At 57.7% G+C, this 3,394-nt stretch carries 4 protein-coding genes; 3 read left to right on the top strand and 1 reads right to left on the bottom strand.

Translation table 11 applies throughout. From position 1 onward, the window contains the following. Nucleotides 1-177: 177 nt before the first annotated feature. From ACZXDY_RS45160 to ACZXDY_RS45150, 3 genes are all read left to right on the top strand, one after another. A complete protein-coding gene (locus tag ACZXDY_RS45160) occupies nucleotides 178-681 on the top strand; it encodes an NAD(P)-binding protein (RefSeq protein WP_464349920.1) in 504 nt (167 codons plus the stop codon). A gap of 91 nt (nucleotides 682-772) precedes the next feature. Beyond that, nucleotides 773-1,204, top strand: a complete 432-nt coding sequence (locus ACZXDY_RS45155) for a hypothetical protein (protein WP_464349919.1) — start codon at nucleotides 773-775, stop codon at nucleotides 1,202-1,204. Beyond that, nucleotides 1,191-1,580, top strand: coding sequence for a hypothetical protein (locus tag ACZXDY_RS45150; RefSeq protein ID WP_464349918.1), 390 nt, complete (start codon nucleotides 1,191-1,193; stop codon nucleotides 1,578-1,580). The genes ACZXDY_RS45155 and ACZXDY_RS45150 overlap by 14 nt, the downstream gene beginning before the upstream one ends. A 380-nt stretch (nucleotides 1,581-1,960) precedes the next feature. On the opposite strand, the gene ACZXDY_RS45145 is transcribed toward ACZXDY_RS45150, so the two are convergent. Continuing rightward, nucleotides 1,961-2,446 carry a phage terminase small subunit P27 family gene (locus ACZXDY_RS45145; protein WP_464349917.1) on the bottom strand — a complete coding sequence of 162 codons (486 nt, stop codon included), beginning with the start codon at nucleotides 2,444-2,446 and terminating at the stop codon, nucleotides 1,961-1,963. Between the last annotated feature and the right edge of the window lie 948 nt (nucleotides 2,447-3,394).

The raw sequence follows: 3,394 nt of genomic DNA, 5'->3' as shown, positions 1-3,394 counted from the left end.
TTTCGGACGCCGGCCGCCGAATACGCCGCGCCCTCCCTCAAGCGGCCGGCATCCGAAACCCTTCACAGAAGCGGACTTACGTATGGTGTTTCGTAACAGGACCTGACAAAGTCGTGGGGCATTATACATCCTGCACTAACGGCCAACTCGGGGCTGTGGCAAACATGAGGTGCACAAATGCTTTCAACGGACTACCTAATCATCGGTAGCGGCGCGTTAGGCATGTGTTTCGCTGACCAACTGCTCACCGAAACTAACGCGAGCATGGTGATTGTGGACCGTCATCACATGCCCGGAGGCCACTGGAACGACGCGTATCCGTTTGTCCGTCTTCATCAACCGTCAGCTTATTACGGCGTTGGGTCTCGTGCGCTCGGCAGCAGTCGGTTAGATGTGGCAGGTTTTAATAAGGGCTATTACGAACTCGCTTCCGGCGCTCAGATCATCAGTTATTACGACCGGCTAATGAACGAACGGTTTCTGCCTTCGGGCCGCGTTCAATATTTTCCATTGTGCGACTATCAAGGAGATAACCGTTTTGTCTCCCGACTCTCGGGCGATATTCAGCAGGTAACGTTTCGCAAAAAGCTCGTTGACGCTACTTTCCTAAACACCCAAGTGCCATCGACCCACGTACCTTCCTTCGAGCTTTGTGACGGCGTAAAGCTCGTCACCCCCTAATGTGCTTCCGAAGTTTGCACCGGACTTTAAGAGCTATGTCATCCTGGGCGGCGGCAAGACCGCAATGGATGTCGGTGTATGGTTGCTCCAGATGGGCGCGGCGCCGGAAAGCATACGTTGGATCGTGCCACGCGATTCGTGGCTCAGGAACCGAGACAAGGTCCAACCGGGCGAAGCGTTTTTTAAGCAGACGGCAGGCGGCCAAGCAAATCAACTCGAAGCGGCGGCAGAGGCGACATGCATGGCCGATTTGTTTGAGCGGCTGGAACGAACCGGCCAAATCTTGCGCATCGATACAACGGTGACACCGACCATGTACCGTGGTGCGACCATCTCGTGCCTTGAGGTAGAAGCCCTACGCTCCATCAAAGACGTTGTGCGCAAGGGGCGCGTGCTGAGGATAGAACATCGGACAGTCTTCCTCGAACATGGGACAATCGAAGGCTGCTCAGGCAGCCTCTATGTGGATTGCACTGCCAAGGCATTTGGCACTCAGCATTTCTGTGCGTGTGTTCGACGGTGACCGGATTACGATTCAAATGCTACGCCCCGGCGCTCTCTGCCTCAGCGCAGCGGTCATCGGTCACATTGAAGCCGCCTACGACGATGAGACAATAAAGAACGAACTTTGCAAGCCGATGCAAACGCCGGACGTACCGGAAGACTTAGTTCGACTTGCACTTGAGGACTTGCAAGCCGGGCGCCGATGGTCGGTGGACAAGACTCTTCATCGATGGGTGGCGGAGCATCGGCTGACGGGCGCGGGTATTGGACAGGCAGATGTAGCCGCGCATGACCCAGATGCGGACCGGATTCGCAAGCGCCTGCGCGAAGCTCGTCCAAAAGCCGAAGCAAACTTGTCGCGGCTTATCGCCGAACTAGCTCCCGAAAGTTTGTGACCTTATTATGCGAACGTCGGAACCGACCCGTCAGTCCAGCGAGCCATCGGATCAGCCCCACGGCGTGCGTAGCTGAAGTGCACAGACGGGATTGTTCCGAGTTTTTCCGTGACCAACCAATTCGTCAGGCTTAGCTAGGCCGACTCGATGTCCGTTGCGGGTCATTTTCGACCAACTCGGTCGGTTCGTGCCGCCGGTTTACATCCGCTTCGCTCCGAAGCCGACCTGAGTCTGGCTTGCCAAAGGGAAGGCGCCTCCAGGCTGGCCGGACTGTGTGAGATTCAGACCCCATTCTCGCAACACACGGCGATAGGGTGAACGGTTTAAGCGCCTGACTAGCCCTCCAGCTACAGACCAGCAATTAAGGGAATGCGGCTCGATCAGCTTCCAAGCAAGCCATCGAACTTCGACGCCGGTGGCGGCGGCGTAATGCCGCTGAGCCGCAGTCGCCCGGACGGCGTCAAGCCGAACTGCGCACCGATGCGCTGCATATCGGCCATCGCTTGCGACGCGATGCGCAGCAGCGGGTTGGTGACTTGACTGCCCGCGCTACCCTTGATCGTCAGCGCATGGCCACGCGCATCCTGCTCTGCCATTCGCTGAATCGCCTCCTCGACCTGTCTGAACTGGGCGGCGGCGCTGCAGTAGGCCGCGAGTGGACCGACGTCGAGGACAGTGAGCAGACCGAGTCGAAACAGCTCGGGCGACACCTGAAGCCATACCTCTTTCCCATATTCGCTCAGATGCTCGGGTGGCGGAGGACATTCATCAGCGCACGCGGGCTCGGGTGGGAGGCGGACCCGACGTTTCGACGGGTTGCCCTTGAGCAAGCGTAAATGCGGACCTTCAGGCGGTGGACCGGGCATAACAGCCTCCGTTATTCCGTGATGACGGACAGATTACCATGGTTTGCTTCGCACCGGGGGTGGCTATCGGGCCGTGCAAAAGTCCGCTCGTGAAGTCACAACAGACATTAGCTGCTCGCTCCAGATACTTCCGAGTCTGTCCCATCAGCGAAGTGGCGGCAGCCCTCATTGAAGTCCGCTTTGTGGGGCGGAGCGGACTAGATTTTCTCACTCTGAGTTCTTCGCTTTTTGACCCAAACGCGACATAGATGCAGTGGCACCCAACATCAGGGCAGATCACTCGGCATGCCGCGAGCGCCTTTCTAAAGGCAGAATTGCTGTTCCAATTTTCGATGGGATGTCGTCGCTCATGACACGGTCTTGCTGTCAGCAGCGGCGCGTTTTCATGTAAACATTTAGGAATTGGCTGGCGTATAATGGCCATCACAGTGGTCGCGGGACCGGGCGGAGGCTGCTGTGCTTTCGAGCCCCCCAGAGGGGAACGAGCGATGGAGAAGCAGAGAATCAGAGCGCTGCGTCACGCACAGTTATACGGATACCTTATCAACCGAACTGGCAGGCTCTACTACCCCGGCGGCAGCCACCCTGTTTGTAGCGAGCAGACTGCGCATGAGATGGTCAGAGCTGGGTTGCTGGTCCGCCGAGGTGGCAGATACGAGATTACACCCGTGGGACTGCAAGTCCTGGAACTGGAACCCACACGGTAGCTTGCTTGGTTGCAGCACAATTGAGCTGATGATCGGTCTCGCTAACGAGGCATAGCGGAAATCGATAGGCCGCCGTCTATCGCAGAGGGTGACGCTCGTGACCCGGTGCTGACCTCGACAGTGCTTATGCTACTCCTGGCGCGCTTACCCCTCTTCCTCAGTTCGGTTCCGATCGTGGAACCGTTGCAGTCGTTTGCCGATACGATCAAGCGGAACTCTCGTCGAAGCGTCGACCGCGCCG

Source organism: Bradyrhizobium sp. LeoB3 (genome assembly GCF_055456055.1).
Note: the sequence above shows the minus strand (reverse complement) of the source record. Positions and strands in the feature narration are given on the sequence as shown.